Origin of the sequence: Herbaspirillum sp. CAH-3 (assembly GCF_009668275.1) — a bacterium.
In the GTDB taxonomy this organism is placed as follows: domain Bacteria; phylum Pseudomonadota; class Gammaproteobacteria; order Burkholderiales; family Burkholderiaceae_D; genus Herbaspirillum; species Herbaspirillum aquaticum.
The window spans coordinates 86053-103428 of the sequence record NZ_VSWE01000015.1 but is presented as its reverse complement, the minus strand read 5'-3'; the positions used below and the strand labels follow the sequence as shown (position 1 = coordinate 103428).

The 17376-nt window shown below is 55.0% G+C and carries 17 protein-coding genes and 1 pseudogene; 10 read left to right on the top strand and 8 right to left on the bottom strand.

Annotation, left to right across the window (positions count from 1 at the left end; translation table 11 throughout):
* Nucleotides 1-28: 28 nt before the first annotated feature.
* From FYB76_RS19800 to FYB76_RS19780, 4 genes are all read right to left on the bottom strand, one after another.
* Nucleotides 29-1588 carry an efflux RND transporter periplasmic adaptor subunit gene (locus FYB76_RS19800; RefSeq protein WP_165774442.1) on the bottom strand — a complete coding sequence of 520 codons (1560 nt, stop codon included), beginning with the start codon at nt 1586-1588 and terminating at the stop codon, nt 29-31.
* 8 nt (nt 1589-1596) lie between these two features.
* Nucleotides 1597-2883, bottom strand: a complete 1287-nt coding sequence (locus FYB76_RS19790) for a TolC family protein (protein WP_154134771.1) — start codon at nt 2881-2883, stop codon at nt 1597-1599.
* Between the two features lie 66 nt (nt 2884-2949).
* Nucleotides 2950-3303: a cobalt transporter gene (locus tag FYB76_RS19785; protein ID WP_088751589.1), complete on the bottom strand. Its 354-nt coding sequence runs from the start codon at nt 3301-3303 to the stop codon at nt 2950-2952.
* An 81-nt stretch (nt 3304-3384) separates the two neighbouring features.
* Nucleotides 3385-3675 carry a DUF4148 domain-containing protein gene (locus FYB76_RS19780; RefSeq protein ID WP_050470719.1) on the bottom strand — a complete coding sequence of 97 codons (291 nt, stop codon included), beginning with the start codon at nt 3673-3675 and terminating at the stop codon, nt 3385-3387.
* Between the two features lie 196 nt (nt 3676-3871).
* Here FYB76_RS19780 and FYB76_RS19775 point away from each other — a divergent pair, with 196 nt between their 5' ends.
* From FYB76_RS19775 to FYB76_RS19745, 7 genes are all read left to right on the top strand, one after another.
* Nucleotides 3872-4543 (top strand): heavy metal response regulator transcription factor, encoded by a 672-nt coding sequence (locus tag FYB76_RS19775; RefSeq protein ID WP_050470583.1) that lies wholly within the window; start codon nt 3872-3874, stop codon nt 4541-4543.
* A gap of 20 nt (nt 4544-4563) precedes the next feature.
* Entirely contained in the window at nt 4564-5961 is a 1398-nt protein-coding gene (locus FYB76_RS19770; protein ID WP_154134770.1) for a heavy metal sensor histidine kinase, read from the top strand.
* A 129-nt stretch (nt 5962-6090) separates the two neighbouring features.
* Nucleotides 6091-7710, top strand: coding sequence for a phosphoethanolamine transferase (locus tag FYB76_RS19765; protein ID WP_229297037.1), 1620 nt, complete (start codon nt 6091-6093; stop codon nt 7708-7710).
* 169 nt (nt 7711-7879) lie between these two features.
* Nucleotides 7880-8488: a phosphoheptose isomerase gene (locus FYB76_RS19760; protein ID WP_077238426.1), complete on the top strand. Its 609-nt coding sequence runs from the start codon at nt 7880-7882 to the stop codon at nt 8486-8488.
* 111 nt (nt 8489-8599) lie between these two features.
* On the top strand, nt 8600-9109 hold the full coding sequence (locus FYB76_RS26865; RefSeq protein ID WP_050470579.1) for a DUF6328 family protein: 510 nt from the start codon (nt 8600-8602) through the stop codon (nt 9107-9109).
* Between the two features lie 69 nt (nt 9110-9178).
* Entirely contained in the window at nt 9179-9502 is a 324-nt protein-coding gene (locus FYB76_RS27125; protein ID WP_165774441.1) for a zinc ribbon domain-containing protein, read from the top strand.
* Nucleotides 9503-9565: 63 nt separating this feature from the next.
* A complete protein-coding gene (locus FYB76_RS19745) occupies nt 9566-12136 on the top strand; it encodes a heavy metal translocating P-type ATPase (protein ID WP_077238428.1) in 2571 nt (856 codons plus the stop codon).
* 24 nt (nt 12137-12160) lie between these two features.
* Here the strand turns inward: FYB76_RS19745 and FYB76_RS19740 are convergent.
* Nucleotides 12161-12529, bottom strand: a pseudogene (locus FYB76_RS19740) (helix-turn-helix domain-containing protein); the annotation flags it as partial.
* A 158-nt stretch (nt 12530-12687) separates the two neighbouring features.
* On the opposite strand from FYB76_RS19740, the gene FYB76_RS19735 reads away from it, so the two are divergent.
* The 3 genes from FYB76_RS19735 (at nt 12688) to FYB76_RS19725 (ending at nt 14914) form a co-directional block, all read left to right on the top strand.
* Complete coding sequence (locus FYB76_RS19735) at nt 12688-13050, top strand: transposase (RefSeq protein ID WP_154134768.1); 363 nt, start codon at nt 12688-12690, stop codon at nt 13048-13050.
* Nucleotides 12999-13847: an IS3 family transposase gene (locus FYB76_RS19730; protein ID WP_370516382.1), complete on the top strand. Its 849-nt coding sequence runs from the start codon at nt 12999-13001 to the stop codon at nt 13845-13847. The genes FYB76_RS19735 and FYB76_RS19730 overlap by 52 nt, the downstream gene beginning before the upstream one ends.
* Before the next feature lie 500 nt (nt 13848-14347).
* Complete coding sequence (locus tag FYB76_RS19725; RefSeq protein WP_077238430.1) at nt 14348-14914, top strand: hypothetical protein; 567 nt, start codon at nt 14348-14350, stop codon at nt 14912-14914.
* Between the two features lie 70 nt (nt 14915-14984).
* On the opposite strand, the gene FYB76_RS19720 is transcribed toward FYB76_RS19725, so the two are convergent.
* From FYB76_RS19720 to FYB76_RS19710, 3 genes are all read right to left on the bottom strand, one after another.
* A complete protein-coding gene (locus FYB76_RS19720) occupies nt 14985-16346 on the bottom strand; it encodes a hypothetical protein (RefSeq protein ID WP_077238431.1) in 1362 nt (453 codons plus the stop codon).
* A 333-nt stretch (nt 16347-16679) separates the two neighbouring features.
* The gene (locus tag FYB76_RS19715; RefSeq protein ID WP_077238432.1) at nt 16680-17066 is read right to left on the bottom strand and encodes a type II toxin-antitoxin system death-on-curing family toxin; all 387 of its coding nucleotides are present in this window, start codon (nt 17064-17066) and stop codon (nt 16680-16682) included.
* A complete protein-coding gene (locus FYB76_RS19710; protein ID WP_077238433.1) occupies nt 17063-17290 on the bottom strand; it encodes a transcriptional regulator in 228 nt (75 codons plus the stop codon). Before FYB76_RS19710 ends, FYB76_RS19715 begins: the two co-directional genes overlap by 4 nt.
* Nucleotides 17291-17376: the final 86 nt, after the last annotated feature.

Genomic DNA, 17376 nt, shown 5'->3' with positions numbered 1-17376 from the left:
ATTGTCGTCTTTCTCGAAAACGCCAGATTTAATGGCCGTGTTCTGCGGTGCCCTTACCCAACTCAGCCTTAATAGCGAAGCTTCCGGTAGCGGCATATTCGACACCTGCGTCCAGACCGGACTTGATCTCCACGAACTTCCCATTGGAGCGGCCGAGCGTGACCTCCTGCGCTGCGAATCCACCTGGCATGCGCACGAACACGACGCTCTTTTCATCGACGGTCTGGATTGCATCAGCAACCACGGCCACCGGTACTTGGCCTTCGTCCGAAACGACTTCAACGTTCACGAACAGACCTGGACGCCAGCTGTCATCTTTGTTGGGCAGAACGACGTGAGCTTTCGCAGTTCGGCTTTGCTCACCGATCAGGGATCCAACGTAAGAGATCTTCCCGCTGGTGCTCGAGTCGAAGGCGGTGGCGCGTACAACGACCTTTTCGCCCACGCGCACGATCTGCATGTCCTTGGGCGTAACGATGATCTCTGCCCACACGCTGGAGAGGTCAGAAATCAAGAACGCATTTGCGTCTTCTCGTACCGCTTCACCAAGACCCAGGTGCTTTTCGACCACCGTGCCATCAAACGGCGCACGAATTTCGTAGCGGTTCAGGCCGCCGGAGGAAGGCGAGGCACCGATGGCTCGGAGTTTTTGCTGGGCATTGCGCACTGCAACTTCTGCTTCGTGCAGCGTTGTCTGTGCTTGCAGATAGTCTTGCTCAGCAGAGATCTTCTGCTCCCACAGGCCCTTTTCCCGCTGATAAGCGGTCTTTGCCAACGCAAGGCGTTGTTCTGCATTCAGCAGCTCCGACCGTTGCTCCGAGATGGCGCTGCTGATGACAACGGCCAGTACCTGCCCCTTTTTCACCTTCTGACCGAGGTTCGCAGAAACGGACTCCACGATACCGGCGACTTGGGGGACGACGTGGGCGGTGCGATCTTCGTTGAATCGGATTTCACCCGGCAGCTGCAAGCTGCTGTTCATCTTCATCGCGCCGGCCGTCTTTACCTGAATCCCAGCCGATGCCATCTGCTCCTTGTTCAACTCGATCTTTCCCTCCTCCTTGGAAAGGGTGAACTGGTGCGAGCCAGCGGGGGTCGATGCATCGAACTTGATGTCAAACAGATGCGGCTCTTCGACTGGCGTAGTCGCCTTCAGAGAGTCCTTCTCTACCTGGAATTCCAACTTCTCAGCCGCCTTTCCTGGTCGAGTCAGCGTTGCCGCCAACTTCACGACAGTAGGGGAAAGAGGTGTATCAGATTGATAGGGATAGACCACCAGGGCGCCATCGCTCTCAGACAGCAACACTTCGAAGGATGAAGCGCCTACCTTAAAGAGCGAGCCTCCATGCGGTCCTTTGCTGGGCGCGGCGCTGTGGTGCTCGCCATCGCCATGCTCAGCAGAATCCTTGTGCTCGCTACTTTTGTCTTCGCCATGGTGCTCATTGTCCTTATGGCCACTTTCTTCTTGATGCGCAGACGACTTTTCTCCGCCCCCGCCCGAGCTGCCACCCTTCATCAGGGTTACGCCGGACAACAGTGCGGCGATGGCGATGATCGCCGCAATGGCGAGCTTTTGCTTCTTGGTCATGTTTAATCTCACTCAGCTGAAGGTGTCTCAGTGCCTGCCAGACGATCCAGGTCGGCGGCGGCTTGGAATGCCGTGGAAAGCGCTTTCCAGTACTGCGCTTTGGCTTGGAAGAAGGTGCGTTGCGCGTCAAGCACGTCCAAGTAGCCGAACTTCCCCAGTTCGAAACCTGTTCGTGCTGCCTGATAGGCGCTTTGTGCTCCGGGAACAATTTCACCGCGCAGTGCGGCTGCCTCTTCCCTGGCATTGCGCAAGCGCTCGAAGCTCTGTGCGGCCTCGCTCTGCATCTGCACTTCAACAATGGACAGTTCGTCGCGTGCCTTATCAACACGCTTCAGAGCTTCGAGTTCATTACCCTTGTTGCTGTCGAAGACAGGAATGGGCATCGAAATGCCGACCACCCACATATTTCTGGCGGCCGACTCATCACGCTTGTTGCCGAAGGTGAGATTCACATCGGGGATACGCTTGCTGCTTTCGATCTTGGCAAGCGCACGGCGACGCTCGACTTCAAGCTGCGCAAGCTTGACTGCTGGACCGATGGCGACCTTTTCGGTCAGCTGGGCGATTGCCGGCAGCTCTGGCAGCGTCTCGACCCCACCGTCCGTGAGCTGGAATTCATTGCCCACAGATCCCCAGAACATCGCCAGTTTCTTCTGAGCCAGAATCAACTCGCTGTCAGCTTGGTTGAGCTCAAGTTGCGCGCTGGCTTCGGCGACTTTGGCCTTGGTTTGCTCGACTGGGGAGATCTTCCCGGCCGTCACGCGACGTCCTGCCATATCTGCGGCAGTCTTCGCCAGACCCAGCAGCTCCTTCGCCAGACGCTGGCGCTCTGTGGCCACCATCACGTCGTAGTAGGCCGCAACGACGCCCGCACGAATCTCGGTACGTTTGGCCGAGTATCCCAACAAGGCCATGTCGCGCGCACGTTGGGCCGCTTCGATGCGGGCACTACGCTTACCACCCAATTCGATTGGCTGGTTGATCAGATAGGTCGTAGTCCTGGTGGACTTACGTGTGTCCTCCATCAGAGCCGAGAACTCAGGGTTCGGCCGCGCGCCGGCCTGAATGATGGTCGCCTCGACGGCCTCGATTTCCTTACGCGCCGCAGCCAGACCCTTGTTCTGATCGAACGCCAAGTTAATAGCTGCTGGGAGCGACAACAACCGCGGCTCTTTCTCTAGGGATGAAGCCGTATAGGATTGAATTTGTTCTGTGTTTCCAGGCGCCGTTGATTGCGCGTGACTGGTGCTGACTGCAAGAAGCGCCAGCGCCAGCAAAAAGCTGTGCCGATACATCGAATTCTCCAGTGTTAAGAAGGGGAATTCGGCGAGTGCAGTTGTGTGTGGATTGTCCTCGCCGAGTTAAGCGGCGAGCTGCCAATTGGGCTTATCGGGCCCGTCGGCGATATGGGAGGTGGGATGCGGAGAGTAGCCTAAATGCGATTTTTGTTCGACAGCCGGCGGAACAATCACGCTCGAGCTGTAGATCTGCACCGATTTCATGCACGAAAAGTGGCACAGAGAGCAGCCGACGTCGTTGTCGCCCGCCTTAGTTTTTTCAGTACCAGCATGCTTATCGGCTTTCACCGAAGGATGCTCATGATGGCCAATATGGGTTGGCACACGATCATTTTCCCCTTGGCAATACGATGCCATTGCTGCCCAAGTGAGCTGCATCGGCAACAACAAAGCAAGCAAGATAATGAATGAGCGCATGGTCTGAAGGATTATAGCTACCGACCGTCCCGATCGGCAGCTATGAGGTTAATGTGCAACATGGCCATTAATCGGCGGCGATTATGCACCGTTGTACAGCGGCAAGTCAAAGGCCTTGCTTTGGGCCGGGCTGCCGGCGACGTTCGGCTTTTCAGCAGCGGCTTGAACCGGCTTGCCCAGGCGTGCAGCTTCCAGCTCGGCCACCACATCGGCGCGGGTCTTGGTGCTTTCGAACTTGATCACCGGGTAGTTGTTGCGGGCGCTCAGGTTCGCTTGATCGCGTTCGGCTTCGGTCTTAACGGTCGATTGTGCGAAGGCGGACACCGACAAAACGGTAACCATGGCGCCGAAGAGAATTTGGGTTGCTTTCATGTCATTGCTCCTAGAATGGTAGTTCAAAAGATCGCCTGGTCCAGGCGGTTTCGACCGCCAACTCCTTGTGTGGCGCATCGTTGGAATGAATTCTACGGAGGAGGTCCGAACAGAAAGATTGCTGAGTTATTACAGATTTGTAATGAATACAGCTGCAGGCTCGGTCAGAATATCTACGTATTCGAGGAACCAAATCATGCACATCTTGCTGGTAGAAGACGAACCAAAATCTGGGGATTACCTACGCCGAGGCCTTACCGAGTCGGGCTTTGTTGTCGACTGGGTGCAATCAGGAATAGACGGCCTGCATAACGCGCAGACACTGGAATACAAACTCATTATTCTGGATGTGATGTTGCCGGGCATGAACGGCTGGGACATTTTGCGAGAATTGCGCCGCACCCACGATACGCCGGTGCTCTTCCTCACTGCACGCGATGAAATCGAGGACCGCGTGAAGGGTTTAGAACTGGGTGCTGATGATTACCTGGTCAAGCCATTTGCGTTCACGGAGTTGCTGGCAAGGGTACGAACATTGCTACGTCGTGGCCCGAGCCGTGAATCCGACATCATCGAATATGCCGGTGTTCAATTGGATGTATTGCGTCGCAAGGTAACGCGGGATGGTCAGCGAATCGATTTGACCGCGAAAGAATTTGCATTGCTGCACATGCTGATTCGCCGCCCAGGAGAGGTCCTCTCCCGGCCTCAAATAGCCTCTCAAGTCTGGGACATGAACTTCGACAGCGATACCAACGTCGTTGACGTCGCCGTTCGGAGGCTACGCGTAAAGCTTGACGACGGCTTCGAGAGCAAACTGCTTCATACCGCCTGGGGCATGGGCTACGTTTTTGAGGCGAGAAATTGAACTCCAGGAATCCAGCTTCGATGACATCACGTCTAGTGGCTCTTTTTGCACTAGTAGCGATTATCACATTCGCAGCTGTTGGCACTTATCTTTATCACTCGTTGTACGTTCAGCTTGAGCGCCGAGACGATGAAGAGCTTATCGGAAAAAGCCGATCGATTGATCACCTCGTTCAAGAAGCTGGCTCAATCGAAAACATAAAAGCAAATAAGCATGCCATGCTGGATACCATTAGCGGCCATGATCAGCTTCTGGTACTCATCACAGATTCATCCGGTGCCACAATCTTAAAGAACTATGTTGGCCGATCTGGAGTGGGGACACCACTCTTCAACAGTCTCAAAACAACTCAAGTCAATGCCCTTCAAAGCATCGATATAGATGGAGCCAGTGGACGCCTCATAGCCAGCAAGCCAAAAACCAGCGCTGGCGAGGAGACCATAGTGGTGGTCGCGCGCACTGCTTCTGACCGCATGGAACTGCTTTCCGAATATCGTACGGAGGTATGGTACGCAGCGTCGATCGGTACGCTTCTCGCAACGCTCTTGAGCTTCTTCCTTGTTCGCGGAGGGCTTCGACCGCTGAGGTTAATGGCCGCACAGACGCATGCGATTTCCGCAAATCGGCTCGACACCAGGCTAGACATCCGCTCGGCCCCCAAGGAACTGCACGACATCGTTGAATCATTCAACGCGATGCTGGATCGCCTACATCGTAGCTTTGAACAGTTGACGCAGTTCTCGGCAGATCTGGCGCACGATTTACGCACCCCGCTCAACAACCTGATGGTGCAGACGCAAGTCGCTCTGGGTAAGCAACGATCTGTTGAAGAGTATCAGGGCCTACTCAGCTCCAACATTGAGGAATATGAGCGCTTGGCGCGGATGATGGAAAGCATGCTGTTCCTGGCGAGGGCAGAAAACGCTCATGTCGCTGTGAAGCCTCAGATGCTCAATGTCGAAGACGAATTGGCCAAGATTGCAGATTACTTCGAGGGCATTGCTGAAGAAGCGAAGGTCCGGATTGTCGTCGGCGGAACAGGAGAGATTTTCGCCGACCCGATGCTTTTGCGCAGAGCAGTTGGCAATCTAATTTCCAACGCAATCCGATACACGCCTGAGGAGCGCATTATCCGGGTTGAAGCGACGGACGTAGGTAATGCGACCATCCTGACTGTATCCAATCCTGGAGAGGGAATCCCTCCCGACGTCGTTGGACGAATCTTCGACCGCTTCTATCGAGCAGATCCGTCACGCAGCAGTGCGAGCGGATCCAGTGGACTCGGGCTGGCGATCGTACGCTCAATCATGACGTTGCACGGCGGCGAAGCAGCCGTCAAGAGCATCCAAGGTGAGCGGACAATCTTCAGCCTTACATTCTTCAAAGAAGCCAAGATCATGCGCCCAAAAGGCGTCTGACCACTACCATCGGCGAGGCAATGGACGCTCGCCGCCTCCCATCATTCTAGAGAGTAATTTAAGTTGAAACGACTTGGATATCGGCTGCTCCTGGGCATTAGCGGGCTTGCTGCCTTTTGGATGCTAGGCATGATCAGTGCCAACGAATTCGCCAAAAGCACTGTCTTGATGTCCACCAGCCTGCCCGGAATTGCCGGCATATTTATCGCAGTTCCCTATTTCCGTTTGCGCCCGCGGTGGCTGACTGTTGTTAGCCTAGGAATCATTTCTCTATTCTTCTTCGATGCCGCCTTGAAGGGATTCTTGCGCGACTACTTTGGCCTTCGCCCGAATCCGACTCTCGTTTTGCACGCAATTTTCAACACCAATCCTGACGAGACCAACGAGTTCTTCCTGCACAACTGGCGGAAACTGGCGGAGGCGGGAGGAATCCTTTTGTTCGTCGGCGCCTGGATTTTCTGGTTCGAGAAATGCATGTCCTTCAGGGAAGCGCGCTTGCCGTTGAACACGCTACGCAGATCCGGCTTTGCCAGCATAGGGGTTCTACTTACAGCGTTCCTGGCATTGCATTTCAATCCCACGATGGCGAAAGAAAACCCTGCTTTGTTTTGGCCAATTCGATACATGGACTATCGTAACCAGCTAAAGCAGGCACAAGAATTGCGGCAAACCGTTGCCCGCAATATGGCACAGCGATCCGAGTGGAAGGTGCAGTACACCGGACCTGCCAACAACACGGTTGTTTGGATAATCGGGGAAAGCACGAATCGCAGCAATATGTCGCTATATGGCTATGGCCGTAGAACTACCCCTATGCTGGACGCATTGCGAAACCAGCTGATTGTCTTTCAAGATGTGATCTCATCAGAGCCGGCCACCATGTCGTCGCTGATGAAGATGTTCACGCCTGCCGATCTTGTTTCCCCTGACGCGTGGAATAGCAAGCCTGATGTCTTGATGTTAGCCGAGGAGGCTGGTTACAAGACATTCTGGATTTCCAATCAGGTCCCGAATGACGGCTGGCTCGGTCTTGTCTCCGAGCGTGCAGATGAGAAGCTATTCATCAACAAGGGCGCCGGTCGCGGAGAGAACAATTTCGACGGAAACCTATTGCCTGGACTTGAAGCCGCATTAGCCAATCCGGCCTCCAAGAAGCTCATTGTCGTGCATCTGCTTGGCGCCCACCCCACCTACGACATGCGTTATCCATCGTCATACGCCAAGTTCAACGACGTCGATGATGCTATCGCAGAACAGCTTTCAGCTGCAGGACGCTCAATTTGGATCCGACAGTTGCGCAACGAATATGACAACGCGATTGCCTACAACGACTTCGTCGTGGCAAGCATGATCAAGAGCACCATGGCATCTGCCCCCGGGGCGGCAAGCCTGCTCTTTAGTGCCGACCACGGCCAGGAAGTAGGTCACACGAGAGATCATGCAGGTCAATCGGTCGCTGATCCTTCCGGTTATGAAATCCCCATGCTTCTCTGGACCAGGTCATTCTCAGGAAAGAGCGCCGTCGACAAAGCAATTCTAGAAAATCGCCCCTATCAAACGGACCATCTTGAACACACCATCATGGGATTACTCAAGGTCGAATCTCGTTACTACTCGTCGTCTCGGGACATCATGAGTGACGCTTTTGTCAGCGAAGACTTCTCCAACGGACTACGCAGAATAAACGGACGTCCGTATTTGCCGCGGACAGTGACGTTCAACCAGCCACTGGCGAAGGCCGGCTCCTAGAGCTGCGAGACGCGTAGCGGACAGAGAACAGCCAGATGGAAAGCATCGCGTCAGTGCCTTCAACCAAACTCGAGATCAAATCTGACAGAAAATTAATAAATGATCTTGGAATCATTCATTTCTGCATTTCTCCAACCTTCTTTATGGTCGATACCGGGGGAGAATCAACATGGAGAAGTCTCGAATTGCCGAGCATTTTCACGCGAGTGCTCAACTCAAGATCGATGCAGTCCAGTCTCTTGAAGAGCCCATTCTCGATGCCATTAAAGCAATATCAGCTACGCTGGCCCGGGGTTCGAAAATTCTTTCCTGTGGCAACGGAGGCTCGGCCGCCGACAGTCAGCATTTTGCGGCAGAGCTGGTAGGTCGCTTCGAGCGCGAACGCAAACCTCTTCCTGCCATCTCGCTCACCACTGATACCTCAATCCTGACCGCAATCTGCAACGACTATGGGAATCAGGAAATATTCTCCAAGCAGGTTCAGGCTTTAGGTCGCAGCGGAGACCTCTTGTTGGTCTTTTCTAAGTCCGGAAACTCCGAAAACATCCTCGCAGCTGTGCAGGAGGCCCATCAACAGGGGATGCAAGTTGTTGTGCTCACTGGCAGAGGCGGTGGTCAGCTAGGCAGATTACTCACACCGCTGGACATCCATATCTGCGTTCCACATGAACGCACAGCGCATATTCAGGAGGTGCATCTCACAGCCCTGCATTGCCTATGCGATGGCATAGATAACTTGCTGTTCGGATCTGCTCCGGGTCACGACCACGGAGGTTAAAAGATTACAAACTTGTAATAGCTACGCAATCTTTTTCTCGATATTGCCTCGGTAAGATCTATTTCAATACCCCACCGCCACGGGTAATCCACTTGCGACTGAAACAGAAAAATGACTTCATCCCATACTGAGGAAGATCGCGAAGATTTTGAAGGAGACGGAGATCTTTCCGATCTTCTCAACGAATTGCGCGTCCTGTTACCCGCTGCCCAGTTACTGACCGCGTTCCTCATTACGCTGCCATTTAACAGCGGATTCTCACAGATCGTTGAATCAGAAAAGTGGATATTCCTGGCCACATTCTGCTGCTCACTAACTAGCCTAGTTCTGTTTGCCGCCCCGGCAGTGCAGCATCGGATATTACGTCCTCTCCGGGATCGTTCACGCTTCAAGACGCTAGCTTCACGCCAGATGTTATGCGGCGCGGTATCACTCTCGTTTGCGCTCGTCTTAGCGAGCAACCTGGTCGTCTCGCAAGTCTTCGGCCATCTTCGTGGCGTCTGGTTCGCTATGGGGACCGGAGTGTTGATCTTCTCGCTTTGGTGGCTGCTGCCACTCAGATTTCTCCGCGACCTTTCAGGCACTCGCCCGTTAGTCATACGTAATGGGTCTGATATCTAGAAGGCGGGATTTTTCAATGACGTCATGTAAGCCGTTCATTTGGCGTCTTCATTTTATAACGGAGTACACGTGAGTTTTCTTCGCAAAATAATCGGACGCCACCATGGCGAAAAGCGCCGGCATGGCGATACCGGCCACCACGGCAACAACAATCAATATGGCAGTAGCGAACACGGCGGTCACAGCAGGTATAGCCCGCCCCCCACTGGACGCGGACGGAGTGCCACTCCGATCGGCACTAGCTGCCCGCGGTGCTTCACCGTCAGCAGTCCTGGCGCCAGGTTTTGCCACGAGTGTGGCAGCGGCCTAACAGCCATCGCTTGTACTCAGTGTGGTAGCGGAATGCCGTCTGGCACCAAGTTTTGCGGCCAATGTGGGACCTCTTCCACATAACTGCAGCGTGGAAAGCTCCTCCCTTTTAACGGCTTAGGCCACGAATCACCGCCAAGAGTAATCATGACAACAAAACTACGCCTCGATATTCCCGTTTTGCTCCCAGATGTTGAAGATGCAAACGACGTCTGTGTTCGACGCCTCATCGACGAAATCGGAACACAGGCCGGCGTAGTTAATGTCCATGTCCGTCCGCCTCGTGGCGCCGGAGTGTCACAGCTGTGCGTCCACTATGACACCGCGCAGTTGCCCTTTGGTCGCATCCGAGAAATCGTGACCGCTGCAGGCGCAAAGGTTTCTGAACGCTATGCGCACGTAGTCTGGAAGGTCAGCGGAATCCACCATCAACGGCGGGCCCGAACTGTTGCGGACCATCTGCAAAAGCTACCTGGTGTGTTAGCCGCAGATGTCGCCACCACGAGCAGCTTGCATGTTGATTTTGATCGTCAGCAGTGCGATATACCAAAACTCACGGCCGCATTGAAGAGCCTGGGTGTGAAGATTCTTGATCAAACTGTTGCGGCCGAAAATTCTCCTCCGGCAGAGGGGCAAGAAGATACACACGATCATCAGCAATCCCATACGGATGGCGAAGGTGGTGGAGACCATAAGCACTCGCATGCCCATGGCTCGAGTCACGCCGAACATGGAGGAAAGGATGCTGAGCACTCTCATGAACATGGCGGCATGCTTGGCGCCAATACAGAGCTGATCTTTTCGCTCTTATGTGGCGCACTCCTGGGCATCGGCTGGGTCATTGAAAGATTCGTTGCTGGCATGCCGGCCTGGCTTCCCATGGCGTGCTTCATTTCGGCATATTTCTTCGGTGGCTTCTACACTGTCCGGGAAGCCGTCGACAATATTCGGCTTAAGCGTTTCGAAATCGATACGCTGATGCTGGTCGCTGCGGCCGGCGCCGCAGCGTTGGGATCGTGGGCAGAGGGCGCGCTTCTGCTGTTCCTGTTCAGCCTGGGGCATGCACTAGAACACTACGCCATGGGTAGGGCAAAGCGCGCGATCGAAGCCCTGGCCAAGTTGGCCCCCGAAGTAGCCTCCGTACGTAGAGACGGGCAGATTACGGAAATCCGGGTCGAGGAGCTGCGAGTCGGCGACGTGGTGTTGGTGCGCCCGAACGAGCGCCTGCCAGCAGACGGATTTATCGTTGTTGGCAACTCTGCGATTAACCAAGCCCCAGTTACCGGGGAGAGCATCCCCGTCGATAAGCGCCCAGTCGACGACGTCGACTTGGCCCGCGCCCGACCAGATGGAGTGCCGAGCGACTCCAAGGCGTTCGCAGGCACAATCAACGGCGCCGGCGCCATTGAGATCGAGGTAACACGTCGCTCCAGTGAATCTGCGCTGGCCAGAGTGGTCAAGATGGTGAGTGAGGCTGAAACACGGAAGTCGGCTACGCAACGCTTCACCGACAAGTTCGAGCGTGTCTTTGTCCCGGCCGTTCTTGCCCTGGCATTCCTTCTGCTGTTCGCATGGGTCGTCGTCGACGAGCCCTTCCGGGATAGTTTCTATCGCGCGATGGCTGTTCTGGTCGCAGCAAGCCCGTGCGCGCTCGCCATTGCCACTCCTAGCGCCGTGTTGTCAGGCATTGCTCGTGCTGCACGCAGCGGCGTTCTCATCAAAGGCGGCGCACCACTTGAAGAACTTGGTTCCCTCAGCGCCATCGCATTTGATAAGACGGGCACCCTGACCGAAGGGCGGCCTCGCATCACCGATGTCATACCGGCCGAAGGGATTGCAGTCGAAGAACTCCTCAATGTTGCGCTGGCGGTCGAATCGCAGAGCGACCACCCTCTTGCAACGGCGATCACACGAGACGCGAAGAAACACTTGGGCTCCTCTCAGAGCCCGCCAGGCGCGCTGGACATCAAAAGCCTGACTGGCCGCGGCGTTACCGCAACCATCGCCGGCGAGACGGTTTGGATTGGCAAGCTGGAGATGTTCGGCAGCGACGACGTCCCCGCCTTAGATGCAGCAACCATATCCGCTGTTGAGAAACTGCGTGAAAACGGCAGGACCACGATGGTAGTACGGCATGGTCAGCGCGATCTGGGGACAATCGGACTGATGGATACGCCACGGGCCGATGCCAAGGGAGCACTGCAGGAGCTGCGTGAGATTGGGATTACCCGAATGATCATGATCTCCGGAGACCATCAAAAGGTTGCCGATGCAGTGGCCAGCGAAGTCGGCCTAGACGAGGCCTGGGGCAATCTGATGCCTGAAGATAAGGTTGAAGCCATCCGTAAACTTCGCCAGACAACCAAGGTTGCAATGGTTGGTGATGGAGTCAATGATGCTCCGGCTATGGCCAATTCAACGGTGGGCATTGCCATGGGCGCTGCTGGCTCGGACGTCGCCCTGGAGACTGCCGATGTGGCATTGATGGCAGATGACCTGAAGAATCTTCCTTTCGCAGTCGACTTGAGTCGGCATACTCGACGTGTCATCCGGCAAAACGTCTTCATCAGCCTGGGCGTCGTTGCCTTCCTGGTGCCCGCAACCATTTTCGGTTTAAGTATTGGTGTTGCAGTCGCAATGCATGAAGGCTCCACGTTGATCGTCGTTTTCAATGCTCTACGCCTGCTTGCCTATTCAAGGAGCTCGTCGATAACGTAACGACGACTTCCGGTGCAGAAATTGTGTTGATTTGCTCGCAGAATTGACCCTCTCCATCTGACCCACCTTCCATTGCCTTCCGAAGGCAGCCACGCGGTCATACGACCCTTCGTAGCCCAGCGCTCGCAAGTCCAGGAACATCTGTTTGAGGGTTCGTCTTTGTTTTCGAGATTTGACTGCCTCGGAGCTCAACCAGGCAGAAAGTCTAGGCGCGAATTCGTCTAGCGAACTCGATGATTGCCTGCTGGGGTAGGAAGGTTCGATCGCTTCTGATCGAATGTAGCGTCGAACCGTGTTCCGGGAAATGTCCAGCCTGCGGGCAATTTCCCGGATCGAAATGTGGTCGCGGATGTACCAGCGACGAATAATTCCAAGTAGGGCCACGTCTATCACTCCGTTCTCCCGCTCGCTGTGATGAGCAGGATTGTGGGCTAAACATGGGTCAACTTAGGATGCAAATTTCCTGGAAAATGGAGTGAACCCCTCGGGCTGGACCAGGGGTTGACGATGAAGTGATACGCTTGTCGAGCCTTCTCTGGAGGAGCGACATCATGGCATCACGAGGTCCCTATCGGCGGCACAGCCCGCAATTCAAGATACAAATCTGTAGCGATATCCGCAGCGGCAAGCTGGGGCGGCGAGAGGCGCTCAAGACCCATAACTTGTCAGCGAATCTCATGCAGATGTGGCTTGGGCAGTTTGATCGCGGCGAGCTGGACCAGGAAGACGCCGCTGCAACAACGGTCGCAGAGTATGAAGCTCATATTGCTGCTTTGGAACGGAAGGTCGGCCAGCTGACGATGGAGCTGGATCTTCTTAAAAAAACACCACGACTACGACTCGTCAGCAACAACGGCAGCTCATCGATCATCAGCGGCCCCAAGTTTGCTCCATCCGACGAGGATGCCAAATGATCGATCTGCCGCGTAGCACCTACTATTACCAGCCCAAGCCGGCTACTTGGGCACTCGGTGATACAGAGCTGGCCCATTTGATAGAAGACATCCACGATGTATTCCCAGGCTATGGCTATCGTCGAATCACGTTGGAGCTGAGGGCACGCGGGCATGTGGTCAATCACAAGCGCGTGGCCAGGATCATGCGTGAGCACGAAGTGTACGGCCATCATCGGCGAAGGTTCAAACCGGTGGCCGGCTCTGAAACTGATGTCGCCGTCTTTCCCAATCACTATCAGAACATCATTCCAACAGAGCCAGATCGTGTTTGGGTCGCTGATATCACCTACATCCGAATAGCATCCGGCTTTATCTACCTGGCCGTTGTTCTGGATGCTTGTAGTCGCAAGGTAATCGGCTACGCTTTATCCAGGCGGATCGACACGCCTCTGGCCTTGGCCGCGCTGACGGCCGCCTACGGAATTCGCAAACCGGCGCCGGGTACGTGCATTCACCATACGGATCGCGGGTGCCAATATGCCAGTGCTTTATACCGGGATGCTTTGGCGAAATTTGGTCTGATAGGATCGATGAGTGCGCCAGCCAATCCGTATCACAACGCTCAGGCGGAGAGCTTCATGAAGACGCTCAAGGTCGAAGAGGTTTATCTGGCCGGCTATGAGAAATTCGACGACGTGGCGGCGAGACTGCCTTACTTCATCGAGGAGATTTACAACGAACGGCGCATGCACTCTGCATTGGGCTATCAATCACCTAACCAGTTCGAAGCACAACTTGCTCGGCAAGCGGCTTAGTTTCTCGACCAACCTTGGTCCAGCCCGAAGGGTTCACTCCAAAAGTGGGTCAGTTTTCAGTGCAATTCAACACTCTTGCCCCACTTACCACGTTCTGGATATGAAAAAACGCTCATTTGCTTTCTCCAAAGACGCGAGAAAGCATCCTGAGCGGGAGCTTTCCCGCTAGGGTTGAATTACGCCGATATCCGGCAAGTGTGTGAATGCCTAGGAAAGGCCAAGGAAAACGGAATAGGCGCCACAAGTCATATGCGGTGCTTATTCGACAGCGAATTGGGAAGTGTTATTTCTTGGGGAGGGAGTGCTGCATGCCGCCGTGCGACTGGTCGTAGATTACCCCAGTTTCTTGGCCGTGGATAGACGTTATCACGATGCAGGGCTCATGACGATGAAACAGTGCTATACCCATTTAAATCATCTGGCTACACGCATAGTAGTTCAAGCAGATAGCCCGGCCTCCAAGGCCTTCATCACCCAGTTTCATCTTTCAGGAGTCGTCAATGCTGTTGAAGTCCAGTTTCATTAATTACGTTCGGGGGACAATGCTCGTTCTCTCCCATTTGTTTCTCGGCATGTTCGCCATCAGGGTTGCGCTCTTTCTCAGGACGCCCAAGGTCAGCGCCCTAAGAGACGAACTGACAAATGCCATCGGATACGAGGCTAGGGCAACAGTTGAGCACTTCCTTGCGGCATACGGGTTTGTCATCCTCGCCGTCCTGTTTCTATGCATTTGGTACCACTTGACCATGCGCGGCGGTCCGAAAATTTCGAAGTATGGCAGGCCGGTGAATCGGTTCCAACCTGGATTTGCTCGCTGGTACCGTTGTGCCTTCACCCACGAGGTACACGTAGCGCTCGTCATTGCCGCCATGTATTTGTGCTGCACTGTTGGGTGGTGGGAGGTCAAACAGGCGTACTTTGGTTGGGACAATCATCCGGCTAGAGGGGAGCTGCAGTACGAGCAAATTGCAGCTGACCTTTTGGGAGCCATCCTTGCAGTCCTTCAGCTAAAGCTGATGCCAACCGGGGCATCCTGGTTTGCGTGTGATGGTAAGACGCACAGTTGACAATCCGCTTGTGCCGGCCCTAGTGTCCTTGGGGCCGTCTGGCCGCTATCGACCAGACGTCACTAAAAAACTACCAACGTGACGGCAAGTGCTGGACAAGCCGGTCATAATTCTGCTGAAGATATGCCATCATTTCGCTACGATTGCGCGCCGTATCGATGCATGCTCTGCCGCAAGCGCCGACGATACCCGTATAGAGAGCGTCGGGGATGTCGCATTGTCCCGATAAATTGATGAAATGCGCGGCATCAAGATGCGCGGAGACATCGCCTACGCGAGGCACCATCAACACGTTCATGAGGCAACCGCAAGCTTCTATGAGCACATAGCGCCAGCTTGGATCAGCCAGACCGCTAACCGGCAAGATCTCAATAGCATAGGTTACATCGCCGCCATGTGTGAGTTCGTCGTACAGACGCACCGTCGCCCGAAGCGAACCGGCAGTCAGTATGCAGCCCCCGGCCAGCTTTTCTTCACGGTGGGCGTTCATTTCAATTCCTACCAGAGTCATCAGGCGATGGCGGGCCTGCTGGTCAATCGCTTGGCGATCAGCGATGAACCACTGCAGTTTTTTCAGCGTCAACCCGGCCGCCCTGGCCAAGCTGGCAGCACCGTTCGGCCAGCACGGCAAAATCGCACTCAGGCATCCCGGTAGCATATCGAACTGGGCACTGCTGGCATCGATGTGCTCGTCCGGCTCTTTGAAGAACAGCCAGACTTTCCCGTCATCGTTTGTATGAAACGACCGCTCCCGCTCAGGCGGTAAGTTTCTTTCCCACGCCGACATCCACGGTCCCGACGACCAATCCATGCTTTCCGGCCCCAACTCTATGTTCGTGAAGGGTCTGACTGGCAAGGCAAGATGCGCCCGGGTCGCTTCCACCAGGGCTGCTCCGCCGATGCGCCAGGATCGGAGATCCTCATGCATGGTCAATACGTGTGCGGCATTCTTCTGCAGCTGCGCCAGCGTGCGCTGTGGCATAGATTGACCCAAGGACCAACCCAATTGCAGTGTGCTGTTCTGCGCGCTGCGCAGCGCCGCTGAAAATTTGTGATCATTACTGGCGGCTACTTCTACCTTGATGCCATGGGCCGCAAATTCCGTTTGCAAGCGCTGGCAGGAGGCGGCAAGTTGATGGCTTATGCGTAGCACGTCGGGGTAGCCCCGAAGTTGTGGGCACGAGCGCCAGGCCTCGATCAATTGTCCGCGCAACGATTGCAGAGCATCCGGCGAACCGAAACCGTGCCAAATAATGGGGGTGCCAGGAACACTGACGGCATATAGAACGACGGGCTGCAGTCCGTATGCGCGGGCATCGTGAAGTGTTATGGCATCGCGTACGAACACAATGCCGTGCTGCTGGTGAGTAAACACATGCCGAGCAATTCCGACCGACAGGAGGTGTGTGCGCACAGGTACGGGGGGAGTCATGGTGCAGAGGAGATCAACGGTTGACCACGTGTTTTTGCTGGGGCAGGGGAGTTTCTAATTTAACGGTTTTGAGAGATGGGCACAAATAGCGGTCTCCAACCTTTCACGCGTGAAAGTATTCTCAAAGATTCAGAAGACGCCCCCAGTAGATAGAAAGTAGAAAGTCGCCAGTGCTACGTGTGACTACTGTCATCACCTGCGCCAGTGCACTCGCTGCGTCCCGCTAAGGCCTTCGGTCCGGCACTTGCAAACGCAACCCTCTCATCGATGAGCAAGATGCGGTCTGTCCACAATATCTGACCAAAATGCCACGTTTACGTCGGCGAAGGACCGTTACACGGTCAGGCGGCGCCTGATCCAGTCAGCGACCTGCTGCTCTGGCATGTCGCCGGCGGCGACCGTCAGCATAAAGTTGATGGCTTCAATCTGGTCGAATGCCAAAGTCTGGCCGTTGAGCGCCAAAAACAAACGACCGATCACCCAAGCGGTCCGTTTGTTGCCGTCGCTGAAGCCGTGGCTGGTGGCGATACCATAAATGTAGGCCGCCGCGAGGTCGGCCGCATCAGGTGGTGGATTGCCATAGGCGTCAAGGTTCTGAGCCCGATAAAGCGCAGACTCGACAGCGTTGAGGTCCTTAATCCCAGCCAGGCCGCCATGCACCGCGAGCTGCTTGTCATGAACCGCAAAAACGGTTTCACGCTGCACCCACTGCCAGTTCATTTAGCGAGCACGCGGAGGATCTCACGATCGTCGTGCATGATCGACTCCGCCAAGGCCATCTGGCGTTCGAACTCAGGGTTGTACGGCGTGATTCGCATTGCGCCGTCTGGCGCCTCGGTCAGGTAAAGCGTATCGCCTTTCTGGACGTTCAGGATACGTTTGGCTTCCTTGTTCAGGATCAGCCCTTCGGATGCGCCAACGGTAGTCACTTTGAATGTGAGCATCATGCTCTCCCTTTGTGCTTATAAGTTTTATTATATATCTGCCGCATGACGTGTCAAGCAAGGCTGACCGGCATCTTCCTGGAAGG

Excerpts from the sequence above, each read along its gene's own strand:
- FYB76_RS19765 (WP_229297037.1), top strand. The coding sequence starts at position 6,091 with ATGATCAGTGCCAACGAATTCGCCAAAAGCACTGTCTTGATGTCCACC.
- FYB76_RS19720 (WP_077238431.1), bottom strand. The coding sequence starts at position 16,346 with ATGACTCCCCCCGTACCTGTGCGCACACACCTCCTGTCGGTCGGAATT.
- FYB76_RS19715 (WP_077238432.1), bottom strand. The coding sequence starts at position 17,066 with ATGAACTGGCAGTGGGTGCAGCGTGAAACCGTTTTTGCGGTTCATGAC.
- FYB76_RS26865 (WP_050470579.1), top strand. The coding sequence starts at position 8,600 with ATGACTTCATCCCATACTGAGGAAGATCGCGAAGATTTTGAAGGAGAC.
- FYB76_RS19800 (WP_165774442.1), bottom strand. The coding sequence starts at position 1,588 with ATGACCAAGAAGCAAAAGCTCGCCATTGCGGCGATCATCGCCATCGCC.
- FYB76_RS19725 (WP_077238430.1), top strand. The coding sequence starts at position 14,348 with ATGCTGTTGAAGTCCAGTTTCATTAATTACGTTCGGGGGACAATGCTC.
- FYB76_RS19775 (WP_050470583.1), top strand. The coding sequence starts at position 3,872 with ATGCACATCTTGCTGGTAGAAGACGAACCAAAATCTGGGGATTACCTA.
- FYB76_RS19745 (WP_077238428.1), top strand. The coding sequence starts at position 9,566 with ATGACAACAAAACTACGCCTCGATATTCCCGTTTTGCTCCCAGATGTT.
- FYB76_RS19785 (WP_088751589.1), bottom strand. The coding sequence starts at position 3,303 with ATGCGCTCATTCATTATCTTGCTTGCTTTGTTGTTGCCGATGCAGCTC.
- FYB76_RS19790 (WP_154134771.1), bottom strand. The coding sequence starts at position 2,883 with ATGTATCGGCACAGCTTTTTGCTGGCGCTGGCGCTTCTTGCAGTCAGC.
- FYB76_RS19735 (WP_154134768.1), top strand. The coding sequence starts at position 12,688 with ATGGCATCACGAGGTCCCTATCGGCGGCACAGCCCGCAATTCAAGATA.
- FYB76_RS19770 (WP_154134770.1), top strand. The coding sequence starts at position 4,564 with ATGACATCACGTCTAGTGGCTCTTTTTGCACTAGTAGCGATTATCACA.
- FYB76_RS19780 (WP_050470719.1), bottom strand. The coding sequence starts at position 3,675 with ATGAAAGCAACCCAAATTCTCTTCGGCGCCATGGTTACCGTTTTGTCG.
- FYB76_RS19760 (WP_077238426.1), top strand. The coding sequence starts at position 7,880 with ATGGAGAAGTCTCGAATTGCCGAGCATTTTCACGCGAGTGCTCAACTC.
- FYB76_RS19710 (WP_077238433.1), bottom strand. The coding sequence starts at position 17,290 with ATGCTCACATTCAAAGTGACTACCGTTGGCGCATCCGAAGGGCTGATC.